This window comes from Affinundibacterium fentianense, from assembly GCF_018139545.1.
GTDB lineage: Bacteria > Pseudomonadota > Gammaproteobacteria > Burkholderiales > Burkholderiaceae_D > Undibacterium > Undibacterium fentianense.
Window position 1 is genome coordinate 46,242 of the sequence record NZ_JAGSPJ010000003.1, and the last position, 14,954, is coordinate 61,195.

Below are 14,954 nucleotides of genomic sequence, written 5' to 3' on the forward strand. Positions count from 1 at the left end.
AGAAATATAGTCAAAAATAAGGTCACCCATGCTCTACGTCAAAGCATTTCATATCGTGTTTATCGCCTCTTGGTTCGCTGGCTTATTTTATTTGCCTCGTATTTTTGTCAATTTGGCGATGGAAAGTCATCAACCTAGCGTTGAACGCTTGCTACTAATGGCACGTAAGTTATACCGCTTTATGACCATCTTGATGATTCCTGCATTGGTATTGGGATTGTGGTTATGGCTAGGCTACGGTATCGGCAAAGGGCCAGGTAATGGCTGGATGCATGCGAAGTTAGCGATTGTGGTTTTGTTGATCGGCTATCACCATGCTTGCGGTAGCATCTTGAAAAAATTTGAACGCGGTCAAAACAAACGCAGCCACAAGTGGTTCCGCTTTTTCAATGAAGTACCAGTATTAATGATGATTGCGGCGGTGATTTTGGTCGTGGTGAAGCCGTTTTAGTCGGCTATTTGTAGAAAAGTCGAATGCAGATAACACTCCCTCGCCTGCAAGCGGGAGAGAGCAGGGATGAGGGTAGTTCAGCCGAAACAAAAGTGTTTTGAACAATGAATAGAGATGTGATAACAAGGTTCAAAATCGTATCTCCAAACAACACTAAATTCTGCCAAGCCCAACACCGCCAATAGGTGAATGTTTTGAATAATCAATTTGTGGAGTGTTTTGCATGAGCAAAGTTTGTGATTACTATTTCGCACCCCATTCACCTTGGTCTTATTTAGGTCATCAACGCTTTATCGACATTGCAGCCAAGCACAAAGTAAAAATCGCTTTAAAACCTTGTGACTTAAGTCGTGTTTTTGCAGCGTCTGGCGGCTTACCATTAGCCAAACGCGCACCGCAACGACAAGCTTATCGTCTGATTGAGTTGCAGCGTTGGAGTGATTTTTTGCAAGTCCCTATGCATGTGCAACCACAATTTTTTCCGGTGACGCCCGATCCTGCAGCGCGATTAATCATCGCCGCACAAATCGCGCATGGTAATGAAGTCGCATTGGCTTTATCAACATCGATCATGCGTGCCATGTGGGCAGAGCAAAAAAATATCGCCGATGAAGCAACCTTAATCGGCCTTGCCTGTGATGCTGATTTAGATGGCAAACAATTGTTGAAGTCAGCAGAAACCGCAGCAGTACAAGCTGACTATGAACGCAATACCAATGATGCGATTGCCGCCAATGTTTTTGGCGCCCCTTGGTATGTATACAAAGGTGAAGGCTTTTGGGGACAAGATAGATTAGATTTTCTTGAACGCGCGTTTGCGACTTAGTTCGAAAAAAGTATTTGTATTTAATTTTTAGTAAGCCCTCTGATCACGCAGCGTGTTCAGAGTTTTTAAAACCATGACGGAAAAAAGGTCCCCCATGAAAACACGTTATTCTTATTTTTGCCCATGCCCACGCGGTTTGGAAACGGCTTTAGCCGAAGAGCTCAACGAGATCGCCGATCTCAAATCGCCTAAGACGATACACGTACACACACAAGTGCCAGGTGGCGTGCATTTTTCTGGCGAACTGAATGACGCCTATCGCGTTAACTTGCATTCACGTATTGCTTCCCGGGTCCTGTTGCGTATGGCGCACGGTGGCTACACCAACGAAAACGATATCTACGATTTGACGCTAGAACAGCCGTGGGAAGATTGGTTTGGCTATCACCACACGATACGCGTTGATGTCACTGCGGTGAAGTCGCCACTCAAGAGTTTGGAATTCACCACGCTTAAAATTAAGGACGCGATCTGCGATCGTTTCCGCGATCAATTCACGCAACGTCCATCGGTCGATACCAAACAACCTGACATGCGCATCGTCGGCTTCTTAGATGCACACAACTACACCGTTTATCTCGACACGTCAGGTGAAGCCTTATTCAAACGCGGCTGGCGTTTGGAGACAGGCGATGCGCCTTTGCGAGAAAATTTGGCGGCAGGTTTGCTGCGTACTTCAGGTTGGAAACCGGGTGTACCTTTGTTCGATCCGATGTGCGGGTCGGGTACGATTTTGATTGAAGCTGCGCAAATGGTCGCAGGCATTCCACCCGGCATGCGCCGCGAATTCGCCTTTGAAAAATTTGCTGCCTTCAACGAAGAAGAATGGCAAGACATCAAAAACAGCATACGTGCTAATCCTTTGCCAGTAGAGCCAACTATTTTCGGTAGCGATATTTCTGGCGATATGGTCAGCATGACGCGCAATAATTTGAACAAAGCCGGTATCAAATTCGAAGTGCCTTTAAAACAAATTGAAGCCCAAGAAATCAAAGCACCAACTGAGCATCCAGGTATCTTGTTAACCAACCCACCTTACGGCGAACGTATCGGCGTGCGCGGTGATCAAAGCTTTGAACCTGATGATTTAGCGCGCGAATTTTTCGCCGCGTTCAGTGCCACATTGAAGCAACGCTTTGCAGGTTGGAGCGTGTTCTTATTCACTGCCGATTTGGGTTTGCCAAAACTTTTACGCTTAAAAGAATCACGTAAAACACCATTCTTCAATGGTGCTTTGGAATGTCGTTTGTTTCGCTTTGATATGGTGGCGGGATTTAATCGTCGTGAGGCAGCGAAACCGAAAGACATGTAAGCGGGTGCCAGAGATTATCTCGGGCAGCTTAAGGTAGGCGTCAATAGTGGGGCACATTCATCCCCTTCGTTCTGCCGTCTATCAGCAAAAGTGCGCCGCTATTTGGCAAGGATAGGCGGCGCACTATTTTAGAGTTTGTTCCTCGTTGATTACTTTAGAACAATCTGTTTACTTAATTTTCCACCTTTGACGCTATCGTAGTGCACGGTTAATTCACCGCCATCGCTTTCAATCAGAAAATAGAGCGTTGTATTTCCAAATCCCGGCACGCCGCTGACCATCAAACGCTCGGGACGATGTGTTTGTAAATCAATCTGTCCATTGTATGTATTTCGGACAATGCCACTTGATAGAACTTTGGCGCCTTGTATCGTCGCAAGATCTAAACGATGCAATTTATTCGCAATCACAATACTGGGAATGCTAGGAATGGCTCGTTCGTTGATGAGAGGCACTTCGATTTGCCAAACGCGTGAACCGAGTTTCTTGATACTCGCGTCGAGAAAGCGTAATTTCGGAACATTCATCGCGTTAAATAAGACGAACGCAGCATTCCGATGTGTTTCTTCTTCGAGCATCCAACCTTCTGGCATACGTCCAGTGTCTTGACGCCAGCCACCGATTTCAATCGTACCATACTGTGGATGTTTCGCCTCTTTGAACGGAATGAATTGGCGTCCTAAGCTCAACATATCATTCCACTTCATTGCATCAAATCCCTTTGCATCGTTTGATGGGGGGCGAACAGGATCTCCAACTTTCTGCGGAGGTTCGTAGCGAACAATATTGTTGTCATCCATGACCCGTCCGAAAAGCTCGGGAACAAAGCCAAAGGCTCCAACGATTCCATAGAAATGGTCCGTTGTACTGCCATAGGCTGTGTAGAGGTCACGCCATGTGATCATATAGCGGTATCCCGGCATCATTTTTTCGCCTTCTCGACCCAAGAAATCGAAAGTTCGATTGTCTTGCGCGCTGACAGGTGTTTGAGTTGGGGAGCCAGGGCCACGTAATATCATACGACCTGAATTATGAAAACTGATGACGCTGGAAACCTCTAAATGATCCAGCGCCCAATTGGCAATACTGCGCGTTTCTGGAATTTGTAGAGGATAGTCTGTCGCTCCGTTTTGAATGTAACGTGGTGCCCAATCGTATCCCCAAGTTCTGTTTGGGTCTGCGTAACCTACACTGTCTTCGCCAACGAGCCCGTCACCGTCTTGATCGTATCCTTCTTGCCCAAGAAGGATATAGTCGCCTAATTCTCCCGGCTCAAGCGGAAGCAAAATACGAGAATCCTTGGGATCGAGTTTGCGATTTCCCAAACCAAGTGGGACTTTTTTTCGCATCGTTGTAATCACCCCGTCTTTGTCGATGTCAACGGGACCGTCTTCATCGACCCTTCCATCGCGATCGTCATCAAATGGCCAAGGAGAAGATCTTGGATAACTTGCTGTGGCAGGTTCGTCAAACCATTTCGCACGACTATCTGGGCTGACGCTCGGGACAAAATAGAGTGTGGAGCGATCGACAGTTTCGGTAATTTTGTCGAGCTTACCGTAATTCTTGAGAATGTAATCGATGGTGTAAAGCACTGTGTCAGCGGCTTGGGCTTCGTTCGCGTGAATTGCGCCGTCAATATAGCTTGCAGGTTTATCGCCAGCCTTGCCAGTTTTTTCGTTATTGATCGTCAGCATCCACATTTCTGTCCCAGCTGCCGTCTTCCCCAGACTCTTAAGCGTGACTAAATTCGGATAGGCCGCGGCATATCCCTTCATGTAGTCGACGATCTCTTTATTGTGATGAACACGATTAAAATGTGGCTGTGGAATCTTCGAGTCGCTGGCTAAAGAGATGGGCGAAATACTGATGCTCGCAAGTACGAGGCATATTGCCTTTAATTGAAACCGAATGGATTTACTCATTGCTGCCTCCTAAAGTGATCGTGCGAACTACGCGTCCTGATTGACGATTCCATAGTGCAATCTCGACGGTACTACCTTTACTACCTTTGACTAGCCATTCGTTCTTGATTGTCATCGACGAATCAAGTCGTTCAGCAGTTGCAGCACGGTTTAGCGTGAGACTCTCGACACCTTTTCCTAAACGCATCTCCAGGCGTACAGGTAATTTATTGCGCATCTTGGATGCTATTTTTGTATGGCTTGGAAAACCACCTTGGATACCACCGACGGCATTAATTTGCCAAACATCGTTTCCTTTCGCGATGACCTTGGATTCAAGTAACTCGAGTTCAGCGAGCTTCTCGGTCCAGCTTAAAATTTGTTCTGTATGAACTCTAATAGGAACCTCAAGATCTTTGTATGGTGGAATGAACTCTGCATACGGATCAATCCCGCCGACTTCAACTTCAAGCCCGTCTGGCAGTTTGATTTTTTTCCAGGGAATGATCGCATTAGGATTGTGTTCACTCAAATACGCGAACAAATCACGCTCCGCGTCTGGCGCTAATTTTTTATCGTTGGAGTTTCCCACTGCGTTAGCTAAATTGGCATTCACATTGGCTTGACTCGATTTTTGGCTGGGCGCACCCCAAATATCGAGCTCTAAGGTTTGTACGCCATAGTGAAAGTACAGCCAATTGGCAAAACTGCCTTTACCGGTTTGCCGACCACTCCGCTTATTGTCAAGTCCGGCCTGCTCTAAAGACTTTTTATATGATTCTCCTAGACTCGCCAAAACTTTTAAATCATCATTTTCCGGTTTGTTCGCCTCCGCGGCTGGGGTGGCGCCTGGTGGCGTGATGCGATCAAATCCTGTTGGCGGTGCAAGTAGTTGATTGGCTGGTCCAAACACAACGGCCATCGCAATATTGGGTCGAGCCAATAATGCATCCATGATTGCTTTCGATTCTGGCGCTTGACTTGGCCAGCGCCCGGCATCGCTATCCGCAACCGCGAATCCTGCTGCGAAATTCCGATCTGGCATAATGCCGCCAACGCCGTCTTCGTTGTAAAGACCGTCGTGATCATCGTCCTTTCCTTCGATTACCACGCGATACACGCCACGTTCACCTTTATTGGTATCAGCTTTGACCATCCGTCTTGGATCTTTACTATCAATGATCATATCGCCACTAGCGTCCTTGATGCGCATCGTGCTGATGATCCCATCTCCATTCAAATCATCTGCGCCGTCTTCCGCGATAAGTCCATCCAAATCGTGGTCTAGTTTTCCATCGTTGTAGGCACGTAACTGACGAGGAGATTGAAAATATCCATTGTGGGCGTCAGGATTGAGTACAGGTGTAATATAGACCGTACGCTTGCTTAAGAGTGCATCAATTTTTTGATCTGTTGACGTGGCTAAGGTTTCGATTAGGTTGAGCGCAGCCTCGCTTCCTGCGTTGTGGTAACCCGCGATATTGGCTCCGACGAAGAGTGCAGGGCGATGTTCTGATTTGACTTGACCTTGCCTTTGTAAGGTCGCAAGGTAAATCGGTTTGCCGCCTGCACTTTTTCCTATGTTTTGCAGTTGTAAGCGTTGTGGATATTGCTTCGCCAGCGTTTGTAGGCGCGATTCAATTTGTTCTGCCGTGCGGTATGATTGTTCAGCGGCATTACTTGGGTTGATTGCGATGAGATAAAAATTTGTTGCTCCGACTAAGGTACCGATTGCTAAGCGAAGTTTGGTTCGCCGTGTCCTTGTATTTGATTGCATGTCATCCTCCATTGGTTTACCTGCATCACCTATTTGCGATGAAGTCGGCTTTTTTGACTATTTACTTGCAAAGAAGTTCAGAAAACACCTTGATCTTTGGATAGCTAAGTAAATTCACTTAACCATGTTGACACAATAACGTGAGACATTCCGATTAACAATTCGATATGGATTTTTCCTCGTTTAAAATGCAGGCCTTGCGCTTTTGGCGTATCCTTGATCACACCTCTTGATTTTCTAATTTCACCTTTGCAATAAGCATTCCTAGATGGATTGCCTTGTTGAGATTGGTTTGTTTACCTCTAACTTTTATGACTACCATGATTCGTCCTGCACTGAAGGATCCCTCTTTGATCCGCGAGTACGCCTTAATTGACCAACGTTGGATACAAAGCGATCAAGTATTTCCGGTGCATAATCCTGCAACCGGGGCCTTGATAGCGGAAGTGAGCAATCTCAATATTCAAGATGCGAGCGATGCCATTCTTGCTGCGCGGCGAGCACTATCCAGTTGGTCGGCTTTGACTGGCAAGGAACGCGCAAACATCCTGCGTAAATGGTTTTATTTGATCGTGAATAACGCGGACGACTTGGCGGCTATCATGACCGCTGAACAAGGGAAGCCTTTGGCAGAGGCCAAAGGTGAAGTCCTGTATGGTGCAAGTTTTGTGGAGTGGTTCGCAGAAGAGGCCAAGCGCGTATCGGGTGATGTATTAGCATCGACTTGGATTGATAAGCGTACTTTAGTGTTGAAACAGCCTATTGGCGTTTGTGCTGCAATTACACCATGGAATTTTCCGCTCGCGATGATAACCCGCAAAGTGGCACCCGCTTTAGCTGCCGGTTGTACGATCGTGATTAAGCCGGCAGAACAAACGCCGCTTAGCGCACTCGCTTTGGCGGAGTTGGCGTTGCGTGCTGGTATGCCAGCTGGCGTATTAAACGTGCTTACTGCGGATGCAGAACAATCGATCGCAATCGGTCGTGTTTTGTGTGATAGCCCCGTGGTGCGTCATTTGTCCTTCACAGGCTCCACACCAGTTGGTCGGATTCTGATGCAGCAGTGTGCGCCGACATTGAAAAAATTGTCGTTGGAGTTGGGCGGGCATGCTCCTTTTATTGTCTTTGAGGATGCCGACGTTGATGCCGCAGTGGAAGGGGCGATACAGTCTAAATTTCGCAACGCAGGTCAAACCTGTGTGTGTACAAATCGTTTTTATGTTCACGAATCTATCTATGAAGAATTTTTGAACAAAATGACTCTAGCGAGTAAAAAAATTATTGTTGGAGATGGAACACTCGTCGGCGTTCGCCAAGGACCGTTGATTGAAATGCAGGCGCTAGAAAAAGTCAAAGCCCATGTCAGTGATGCTTTGGAAAAGGGGGCTCGTTTATTGATAGGCGGCAAACCGAGTGAAGTCGGTGGCTTGTTTTATGAGCCAACCATACTCGCAGATGTCAATCATAAAATGTTGGTGATGTGCGAAGAAACTTTTGGCCCAGTCGCTGCGGTGATGCCCTTTAGTAATGAGGATGAAGTCATTGCGGCTGCAAATGAGACCGATTTTGGTTTGGCAGCCTATTTTTATGCTCGCAATATCAGTCGTGTCTGGCGCGTCGCTGAAAAATTGGAATACGGCATGGTTGGGGTGAATACCGGATTGATTGCCAATGAGGTATCGCCTTTTGGTGGAGTCAAACAATCAGGTCTCGGACGAGAAGGGTCGAAATACGGCATGGATGAATATTTGGAGATGAAATACGTTTGTGTCGGAGGGATCTAGTGTTTCTTGATCCTCGTATATTCCTGACATTCTATTCAATATAAAGAAAGATCACATGCGTTCAACTACACCTTTGAGTAATGCTGGATTAGCGACTTTATTGGCAGCGCTGTCGATGCTGGGACCATTTTCAATCGACACTTACTTGCCTGCGTTTGCCTCAATTCAAACCAGCCTGCACGCGTCATCAATAGAAGTTCAGCAAACCTTGACTGCATACATGTTGTCGTTTGCAGTAATGACACTTTGGCACGGTGCTCTTTCGGATTCCTTTGGCCGGCGTAACGTGGTATTGGTTGCTTTGGTTGTGTTCGCGATTGGTTCGTTTGGTTGCGCATCTGCGCATACCGTGCATTATTTATGGGTCTTTCGCATTATGCAGGGTGTGGCAGCAGGGGCGGGAATGGTCATCGGTCGCGCAATTGTCCGTGATCTTTACGAGGGAGCGCCAGCCGAACGTCTATTGTCGATGGTCACCATGATTTTTTCTATCGCGCCTGCGATTGCGCCAATTATTGGTGGTTGGGTGGTGTATCACTCCGATTGGCGTACTATTTTTCTGCTCTTATTCGTTTACACGGTGCTTTTGCTGATTGCTTGTTATCGTTATTTGCCGGAGTCGTTACCAATGGAAAAGCGTCAGGCGTTCAATGTTGATTTTTTGTGGAATAGTTATCGAGATGTTTTTAAATCACCCGGTTTCCATTTCATGGCAGGTACGATCGCTTGCAATTTTGCAGGGCTATTTCTTTTCATTTCTTCTGCACCGGCGTTTATTACGCAACATTTGAAACTCGATGCGCAGAGTTTTGGTTGGCAATTTATTCCCATGGTTGGCGGTATATTTTTGGGTTCCTTGGTTGCTAATCGTTTAGCAGGTCGATTGAAGATTGCGCGTCAAGTTGCGATTGGGTTCGGATTTCTCATTACTGCGGCAAGTGTGAATTTAATTTTTCATTTCTTTTCGGCTCCGATGCTGCCGTGGTCAGTTGTACCGATTTTCTTCTACGCTTTTGGCATGTCGATCGTCTTTCCGGGCGCGACTTTAATGGTGTTGGAGTTATTCCCCCATATTCGCGGGATTGTTGCCTCATGTCAGTCGGCATCCGTCACTTTGTTGAGTGCTTTTGTTGCAGGAGTCATGGCGCCTGCATTGGATCACTCCGTCTTGTCGCTCGCATTAGGTCAATTTGGTTTTGCATTGACGGCTTTAATTTTATGGTACGCAGGGCGAGCCTATTATCGCGGCCGCAGTGCGGCGGGACATCCAACAACTTAAATGGGGATTAACTGATCATCTTGATTTTGCTGTCATATTGGATGCGCATTTGTTTTTTCTATTGCCATCGTTAGCTTGTCCCTTTTTCTATTTTTTTCTTTTCACTCGATGAATCGATTGTTCTCGCGGTACTGAATGGCGATGCCTTGCATTGTCATGCATAGATGAGACGCGATTGAAAAATTTGTTGCGTCGTCATCAAGTTGTCATTTTTCTTGCATACACTGCGCCCTGTCGTTGGATCGCTGTGTTGGTTCAGGGCTTTAAATGAGACTTGTAAACCGTTTTTGCCGCAACGAAAACTTACGGCGAAAAACAAATTTTTATCTTCAGGAAAGAAACTATGAAAAAATCAATTCTTGCACTGGCATTGTTGGGTGCATTCTCAAGTGCAGCAATGGCGCAATCTTCAGTCACGATTTACGGCATCGTTGATGCGGGCGTCGCGTACAAAGATGCAGGTGCAGGCAAACTGACTTCCTTGGACAGCGGTTTGAATTCCACATCACGTCTGGGCTTTAAGGGAACAGAGGCATTATCAGGTGGATTGAAAGCGAACTTCAATTTGGAAATGGGCCTGAAATCCGATACGGGCGCAAATGACGCTGCCATTTTTGCTCGTGGCGCATGGGTAGGCTTGTCTGGTGACGAATTTGGCTCAGTTAATTTTGGTCGTCATAAATCTTTGACCTACATCTACGGCGCGCAAATCGATCCATTCATGGACGGTTTGTTAGGTAAAACAGATTTGATGTTTAAGATTAATAACGTACGTGATAACTCTATCACTTACACATCCAATAGTTTCAGCGGATTTTCCGTTGCTGCTCAATACGGCTTTGGTGAAAAAGCTGGTGATGCCACTGCAAATCGCGTGACCAGCGTTGCGGCGTCCTATGTGAATGGCCCATTGAACGCCAATATCGTTTGGGATCAATTGAAAGATGCGAATGGAAATACAGCGGTTGGCGGTGAAAAATTGCTGGCTGGCGCATCCTATGACTTTGGTAAAGATTTCTTCGGCGTGAAATTAAATGCGATGTATGAAGAAATTAAAGGGACAACGAGCCTGACCAATTTGAAAGAGACGAAAGAACAGTTGTACATGATTGGTGGTTCTATCAAAGACGGCGCGAATACTTTTATCCTTAGCTACACTGATTCGAATGTCAAGACGAGTGTCAATGCTAACTCTAACCGTGTTGCTTTAGGCTACACCTACGATTTGTCTAAACGCACGAATTTGTACGCATCTATCGCCAACGTAAAAAATGAAAAATCTGTAAAAACCTTGGCAGATGTCAACGGTGCAACAGCGCGCTTGTTTAACGTTGGTATCCGCCACAAGTTTTAAATGTTCCATCAATCTCGAATTCGCGAAAGCGGTTCGTGATTGTGTTCTTGATGAGAAAGCTGTCTCGATTATTCGGACAGCTTTTTTGTATTTGATTGTATGAAAATTTTGTGGATTTGTAATAGGGCTTGCTCAGTTGGTCTTTTCGACTACAATGCAGTCGTTAAATATTGCTTCGACGAGGAGACATCATGAAAAAATTATTGTTGGCGACTTTGTTACTTGGTTCACTTTCTCACACTGCCTTGGCTGGTGAGGCGAAAGTCAGCTGGGGAAAGCTCGATAACTTTTCGGATATCCATCCGGGTCATTCTGAAAACAAAGATCAATTTCGCGCGCGTTTAATGCAAGAATTTGCTGATGTGTTTAACGGCTTCGCGCAAAAACTGCCAGAGGGATTTGTACTGCAAATCGATGTGTCGGATTTGGATTTGGCAGGTGATATTCGCCCTGGAATTTGGTTGCAAGGAACACAAATTCGACTTATGCGCGAAATTTACTGGCCAAAGATGAGTTTTACTTATGAGTTGAGGAACGCTCAACAAGAAGTTGTGGCGAAAGGTAAAGAAGAGTTGAATGATATGGATTACTTACATAGAGTGAAAATTCCTTCTGGTAAGACGAGTTTCGATTATGAAGAAAAAATGTTACAAACCTGGTTTAAGCGACAAGTTGCAACTGGTCAGTTTCCGTCAAAAGACAGTAAAGCAATCGCAGGCAATCCATAGATAGAAATAATTCTCTTAGACGATACGCTCGTATCGTGAAAAAATCAAAAACCAGTTTCATGCGAAACTGGTTTTTGACTGCAGTATCAATCCTATAATCTTCGATCCAACTCGTTTGCCAAGTATCTCCAAACCCGCGTAAAATATAGGTTTTCCGATTACCTATTGCTCATGTTGTCCAGCGTTTCAGCAGGACAAGCAGGGAGTTGTTCCTCTTCTTTTATCCATGCCCATAGAAAATACTCCAAAAGACAACATGCAGTCGTCTCAAGGCGAAGCACGAAAACCATTGTTTTATGATCCGACTGAGCGGCGTATTCGTAGCTTCGTCACGCGAGCAGGTCGTTTGTCTGAAGCACAAGCCAAGGCGATCGAATTACTCGGTCCTAAATTTATGCTTCCTTACCAGAAAGATCACCTGGATTTTGACATTGTGTTTGGTCGACAGGCGCCAACCATTTTTGAAATTGGGTTTGGTATGGGGGAAACTAGTGCCAAAATTTCATCTTTAATGCCCGAGAAAAATTTTATTGGTGTTGAAGTGCATACGCCAGGCGTGGGGAATCTCTTGAAATTGACTGAGGCTGCGGGCTTGCAGAATCAGCGTGTCATCCAACATGATGCGTATGAAGTGCTGATCAACATGATCGCTCCAGCCTCACTTGCAGGTGTGCATGTGTTTTTTCCAGATCCTTGGCATAAAGCGCGACATAATAAGCGGAGATTGATTCAAGGGCCATTGGTCGCGTTGCTTGCATCGCGGCTGCAAACCGGTGCCTATATTCACTGTGCGACTGACTGGGAAGAGTATGCAGTTCAAATGCTTGAGGTGTTAAGCAACGAGCCAAGTTTGAAGAATACCGCTGACGGCTATGCTCCCCGTCCAGAGTATCGTCCAGTCACAAAATTTGAAAATCGTGGTCTAAAATTAGGACATGGCGTTTGGGATTTGGTCTTCGAAAAACGGTAGTTTTATTTTTTTAACTTAGCTGTGAATTCTTTATTCACGTGACAACCTCAATTTAATTGACCCTCGCAAGGCATACTTCGTGCCTTGCTTCTTGAACTCATCTGATACGGTGGCATCTTGTCATGTCGGTGTCATGAAGCTTCTCTAGAATCCGCCAACTATGACGGATTCAATCAATCACACGCACCAGCGTATTCTCATTTTAAGTGTCTCTGCGGGGGCTGGACATGCGCGCGCGGCAGAGGCAATCAAGGCGCAAGCCGCCATCACCTATCCGGAAAGTGTTGTGGTTCACTGGGACGCGATGGATTTTGTTACCGCTGGTTTCCGCAAGATTTACACGGATTTTTACATTAAATTAGTGAACCATGCACCAGCGTTATGGGGGTATCTCTATCACCGGAGTAATGACGCGAAACCCGATAGTACTTTGGAAAAATTGCGACGCCAACTTGAGCGTTGGAATGCGACCGCACTCGTTCGAGCGATCCAAGAATTTGAGGCTGATGCGATCATTTGCACCCATTTTCTTCCCGCAGAAATGCTGTCGCGTTTGCTTGCATCGCAAAGAGTCGAATGCCCGATTTCAGTCGTGGTAACAGACTTTGATCTGCATAGGATGTGGGTACATCAAGGTATCAGCCGCTACTTTGCAGCAAGTCATGAAGTGGCATTCCGTATGCAGCAATATGGAATTCCGCTGGAATGCATCAAAATTACCGGGATTCCGATCATGCCAAGTTTTGGACATCGTTGGGATCGCTTTGCTTGCTGCACTGAGTTGAAGTTGGATCCACAACGACACGTTGTGATGTTGATGGGAGGCGGTGCTGGTTTAGGGAATATGACCAGATTAGCCGAGCGGATTTTACATATGAGAACAATGGAATCTGATGTGAGTTCATTTCAACTTATCGTATTAACTGGAAAAAATGTTGAGGCGCTTGAATCACTGCAGGCATTAGAGCGTGAATTCCCTGATCGCCTACGTCCCATCGGTTTTCGCTCTGATGTCGAGCGTCTGATGGCTTGTGCGGATCTCATCATCACCAAACCCGGAGGATTGACGAGCTCTGAGTGCCTTGCAATGGGACTGCCAATGATTGTCAATGCACCGATCCCTGGTCAAGAGGAGCGCAATGCGGATTATGTGATCGAAAATGGAGCGGGACTAAAAGCAGTTGACGGTCTTGCACTGGAGTTCCGTTTACAGCAATTGCTATCGAATCCTGTGCGCTTAGCCGCGATGCAGAAACGCGCGCGTGAATTAGGACGAGCTGATGCTGCACGGTGCGTCATTGGCGACGTGATGCTACAACTTCGCTCTCATTCGATATGAGTTTAATTGGATCAGAAACATCGAGATGTACATGAGAATCGACTGGAAAAGATTGAGTCTGACAGTATGTTGGGTGAGCCTCATGGCCTTATTTTTTGCGCAAGTGGAAATTCAAATAGAAGGCGGAGCGGGATGGGCTACCAGTTTGCCCACATGGCGGATTGAGCAGCATTGGTTGCTCGATATCTTTTGGGGCGGTAGGGCGATGACAGGCTACCACGCTTGGATGTTTCCCTTTATTGCAATGATATTTCATCTGCCTTTCTTTTTTCTACATACTTGGAACTGGCAGCTACAAGTACGCGCAGTTGCTTGCATTATGTTATTTTGGATTGTCGAAGATTTTCTGTGGTTTGTTTTGAATCCTGCATTCGGCTTGGATCGCTTTACGCCGCAAATCGTGTTTTGGCACAAGCAATGGTGGTGGGGCTTACCAAAAGACTATTGGACCTTTTCTATTGTTGGAATTTTTCTTTTTTGGATATCATTTCGAACGCATTCGAATCGAAGTATTCCGTAATTCCCCTCATCGCGCTTGTCCGCACTTGGATCAGATCTCTATAGTTTGGTTCGTTTTAACTTTGTTGCTTGTTTATCTATTTTGGCGTTATTGCGATTTGTATGTCGGTCGCATCGTCATGCGTTGAATCGATTGAGATTTATCCTGTCGACAATTGCATTGTTGCGCTCAATTGAATTTGAGTTTCCTTACTTTGATTAAAAAAAAGCAAGAACTCCTTGAAATCTTAAGCTCACTGTATTACTATATTAATACAGTGAGCTTAAGAAGACGTTCTTATGATAAGTAATCGAGATTTAGCGGTGGATATTTTCCAGATTTCGACAGGAAGCACAGAACCCATTTATCGCCAGATGGTCGAGCAAGTGCGCCGTCAAATTCTTGGTGGCCAACTTTTGGCAGGAGATGCTATGCCTTCCGTACGAGAAGTTGCAACCGCTTTAGGTATCAACCCGATGACTGTATCGAAAGCCTATAGTTTGTTGGAAGCTGATGATTGGTTGGTGCGTCGGCGTGGAATGGGAATGGTCGTTGCAGAGAAAACGCTGAGCTTGGATGAAGCCAGTTCACGTTTAGCTTTACTCCGACCAAGTTTAGAACGTGTGGGAACGGAAGCAAAACAACTGCAGCTTCCTGCTGAGGCGGTGTTGAGTTGCTTATCTGAGATCTTAAATCAGAACGATCACGATACAAACACTCAAAAATAGACT

The 14,954-nt window shown here is 45.9% G+C and carries 13 protein-coding genes; 11 read left to right on the top strand and 2 right to left on the bottom strand.

The features are described 5' to 3' along the window. The first annotated feature begins 28 nt into the window (after positions 1-28). From KDM90_RS07970 to KDM90_RS07980, 3 genes are all read left to right on the top strand, one after another. On the top strand, positions 29-451 hold the full coding sequence (locus KDM90_RS07970; RefSeq protein ID WP_212675086.1) for a CopD family protein: 423 nt from the start codon (positions 29-31) through the stop codon (positions 449-451). Positions 452-674: 223 nt separating this feature from the next. Continuing rightward, on the top strand, positions 675-1,277 hold the full coding sequence (locus KDM90_RS07975; protein WP_212675087.1) for a 2-hydroxychromene-2-carboxylate isomerase: 603 nt from the start codon (positions 675-677) through the stop codon (positions 1,275-1,277). Positions 1,278-1,371: 94 nt separating this feature from the next. Next, positions 1,372-2,589: a THUMP domain-containing class I SAM-dependent RNA methyltransferase gene (locus tag KDM90_RS07980; protein ID WP_212675088.1), complete on the top strand. Its 1,218-nt coding sequence runs from the start codon at positions 1,372-1,374 to the stop codon at positions 2,587-2,589. 149 nt (positions 2,590-2,738) lie between these two features. Here the strand turns inward: KDM90_RS07980 and KDM90_RS07985 are convergent, their stop codons facing one another. Both KDM90_RS07985 and KDM90_RS07990 read right to left on the bottom strand, forming a co-directional pair. Beyond that, positions 2,739-4,514: a M14 family metallopeptidase gene (locus KDM90_RS07985; protein WP_212675089.1), complete on the bottom strand. Its 1,776-nt coding sequence runs from the start codon at positions 4,512-4,514 to the stop codon at positions 2,739-2,741. Beyond that, entirely contained in the window at positions 4,507-6,270 is a 1,764-nt protein-coding gene (locus KDM90_RS07990) for a M14 family metallopeptidase (protein ID WP_212675090.1), read from the bottom strand. Before KDM90_RS07990 ends, KDM90_RS07985 begins: the two co-directional genes overlap by 8 nt. Before the next feature lie 311 nt (positions 6,271-6,581). On the opposite strand from KDM90_RS07990, the gene KDM90_RS07995 reads away from it, so the two are divergent. The 8 genes from KDM90_RS07995 to KDM90_RS08030 all read left to right on the top strand — a co-directional run bounded on the left by KDM90_RS07995 (position 6,582) and on the right by KDM90_RS08030 (position 14,951). Next, positions 6,582-8,054: an NAD-dependent succinate-semialdehyde dehydrogenase gene (locus KDM90_RS07995; protein ID WP_212675091.1), complete on the top strand. Its 1,473-nt coding sequence runs from the start codon at positions 6,582-6,584 to the stop codon at positions 8,052-8,054. A 55-nt stretch (positions 8,055-8,109) separates the two neighbouring features. Next, complete coding sequence (locus tag KDM90_RS08000) at positions 8,110-9,333, top strand: multidrug effflux MFS transporter (protein WP_212675092.1); 1,224 nt, start codon at positions 8,110-8,112, stop codon at positions 9,331-9,333. Positions 9,334-9,676: 343 nt separating this feature from the next. Further along, positions 9,677-10,687, top strand: a complete 1,011-nt coding sequence (locus KDM90_RS08005) for a porin (protein ID WP_212675093.1) — start codon at positions 9,677-9,679, stop codon at positions 10,685-10,687. Positions 10,688-10,878: 191 nt separating this feature from the next. Beyond that, positions 10,879-11,415, top strand: coding sequence for a DUF3016 domain-containing protein (locus tag KDM90_RS08010; RefSeq protein ID WP_212675094.1), 537 nt, complete (start codon positions 10,879-10,881; stop codon positions 11,413-11,415). A gap of 256 nt (positions 11,416-11,671) precedes the next feature. Next, complete coding sequence (gene trmB / locus KDM90_RS08015) at positions 11,672-12,385, top strand: tRNA (guanosine(46)-N7)-methyltransferase TrmB (RefSeq protein ID WP_212675095.1); 714 nt, start codon at positions 11,672-11,674, stop codon at positions 12,383-12,385. A 160-nt stretch (positions 12,386-12,545) separates the two neighbouring features. Continuing rightward, positions 12,546-13,724, top strand: coding sequence for an MGDG synthase family glycosyltransferase (locus KDM90_RS08020; protein WP_212675096.1), 1,179 nt, complete (start codon positions 12,546-12,548; stop codon positions 13,722-13,724). Positions 13,725-13,806: 82 nt separating this feature from the next. After that, the gene (locus KDM90_RS08025; RefSeq protein ID WP_230409689.1) at positions 13,807-14,244 is read left to right on the top strand and encodes a hypothetical protein; all 438 of its coding nucleotides are present in this window, start codon (positions 13,807-13,809) and stop codon (positions 14,242-14,244) included. A 278-nt stretch (positions 14,245-14,522) separates the two neighbouring features. Continuing rightward, positions 14,523-14,951, top strand: coding sequence for a GntR family transcriptional regulator (locus KDM90_RS08030; protein ID WP_212675098.1), 429 nt, complete (start codon positions 14,523-14,525; stop codon positions 14,949-14,951). Positions 14,952-14,954: the final 3 nt, after the last annotated feature.

Coding starts and splice junctions, on each gene's coding strand:
- KDM90_RS07975 (WP_212675087.1), top strand. CDS start 675: ATGAGCAAAGTTTGTGATTACTATTTCGCACCCCATTCACCTTGGTCT.
- KDM90_RS07985 (WP_212675089.1), bottom strand. CDS start 4,514: ATGAGTAAATCCATTCGGTTTCAATTAAAGGCAATATGCCTCGTACTT.
- KDM90_RS08030 (WP_212675098.1), top strand. CDS start 14,523: ATGATAAGTAATCGAGATTTAGCGGTGGATATTTTCCAGATTTCGACA.
- KDM90_RS07970 (WP_212675086.1), top strand. CDS start 29: ATGCTCTACGTCAAAGCATTTCATATCGTGTTTATCGCCTCTTGGTTC.
- KDM90_RS08025 (WP_230409689.1), top strand. CDS start 13,807: ATGGCCTTATTTTTTGCGCAAGTGGAAATTCAAATAGAAGGCGGAGCG.
- KDM90_RS07980 (WP_212675088.1), top strand. CDS start 1,372: ATGAAAACACGTTATTCTTATTTTTGCCCATGCCCACGCGGTTTGGAA.
- KDM90_RS07995 (WP_212675091.1), top strand. CDS start 6,582: ATGACTACCATGATTCGTCCTGCACTGAAGGATCCCTCTTTGATCCGC.
- KDM90_RS08000 (WP_212675092.1), top strand. CDS start 8,110: ATGCGTTCAACTACACCTTTGAGTAATGCTGGATTAGCGACTTTATTG.
- KDM90_RS08010 (WP_212675094.1), top strand. CDS start 10,879: ATGAAAAAATTATTGTTGGCGACTTTGTTACTTGGTTCACTTTCTCAC.
- KDM90_RS08005 (WP_212675093.1), top strand. CDS start 9,677: ATGAAAAAATCAATTCTTGCACTGGCATTGTTGGGTGCATTCTCAAGT.
- KDM90_RS07990 (WP_212675090.1), bottom strand. CDS start 6,270: ATGCAATCAAATACAAGGACACGGCGAACCAAACTTCGCTTAGCAATC.
- trmB (WP_212675095.1), top strand. CDS start 11,672: ATGCAGTCGTCTCAAGGCGAAGCACGAAAACCATTGTTTTATGATCCG.
- KDM90_RS08020 (WP_212675096.1), top strand. CDS start 12,546: ATGACGGATTCAATCAATCACACGCACCAGCGTATTCTCATTTTAAGT.